The organism is Arcobacter sp. LA11 (genome assembly GCF_001895145.1).
Taxonomy (GTDB): Bacteria; Campylobacterota; Campylobacteria; order Campylobacterales; family Arcobacteraceae; genus Halarcobacter.
This window is the reverse complement of sequence record NZ_BDIR01000033.1, coordinates 1-1,370: the sequence shown is the minus strand read 5'-3', so window position 1 is coordinate 1,370 and position 1,370 is coordinate 1. Positions and strand designations below refer to the sequence as shown.

The following is a 1,370-nucleotide window of genomic DNA, read 5'->3' as shown; positions in this document are numbered from 1 at the left end:
AGAAGAGACTGTAGCAAATGATTCTGTTTTAACTATAGGGAATGATTTAAATGAGAATATTAAGTTTAATCATATTTCTACTGTTGAGAAGGAGAAAATTTCTACTGTTCAGGAAGATTATGAACTTCATGTTCTTAAAGATTTTAATACTATTGTTAAAAATGACTATAAAAAAATTATAGAAAAAAATTATATACAAAGAGTGAAGGGAACTTCAACAGAATATATAGAAAAAGATGTAAAGAAAAAATACCTACAAAATATGTTTTTACAAATTGGAAGAGAATATAGATTAGATGTAAATAAAGCTTTTCATATGAAAGCAAAAACTATAAAACATACAGCAGACACTATAGAACTAGTTGCAACAAAAGGTATAAGTCTAAAGTGTGGAAGTAATGTTTTAACTCTAGATGGTGGAGGAATACATCTAAAAGCACCACTAGTAGATACAACATCATCAAATGGAGGAGTATCTGCAAAAGCAGTAACTAAACCAGAAATACCAAAACCACTATATGGAAAACTAAGAGTTATATCTTTAAATGCAGCAGTTACAAAACAAAATGAAATAGAAGAAGTTCTAACATACACAGCAACAGTAGAAAAGTATGAAAATGATGCTTGGGTTCCAGCTACAGAACTAACAGCTACACAAGAAGCACAAATGCAATGGTACTTTATAAAAAACAATGATGAATCAGATAAAAATATTATAACAGATAATCCAACAGATGATAACATCACAACAAATGGTCTAGTAATGACTGTAAATTTAGAAGAAGACAATATCTTCAAATGGGGTCATGCTTTTTGTTATGTAGTTGATCCTGAAAAAGAAGGACAAGCAATATCTGAGTTAAAAAGATATTTGGAAGTTGAAGACATCATCTACACTTATCCTAAAAAAGAAGAGGGTGAATGTACAGCTATTTTAAATATAGATGAACCAAGGCCAGAAGAACTTGCTCAAATAAGATGGACAATAGAAGACAAAGATAAATCAGAATACAATGGAAAAGATGTTATTTTACATAACTTAAAAGATGAAAAAGTATATGAAATAAACTTTAAGGCATATATAGATGGAAAACCAGAAGATGCTGCAAATGCAACCATGACATATGATGAAAGAGATACTGAAGAATTAGAAGAAAAACTAGAAGTCTAATAAATCCATGCTCTTTAAGAAAGTAAAAAAGTGATAAAAATATTTAAGATAATTAGTACCCTAGTTTTAATACAAATAACTTTAGTTTCATGTTCTTATACAAAACAAGAGAATATAAAAGTAATAAAAACAAACTATAATATAGAAACTTGTAAGAAAGAGACTTACACACAAAAAGATTTAAAAGAGTATCAAAACC

1 pseudogene is annotated in these 1,370 nt (G+C 28.2%); it reads left to right on the top strand.

From position 1 onward, the window contains the following. Positions 1 to 1,171, top strand: a pseudogene (locus BT997_RS15625) (DUF2345 domain-containing protein); the annotation flags it as partial. Between the last annotated feature and the right edge of the window lie 199 nt (positions 1,172 to 1,370).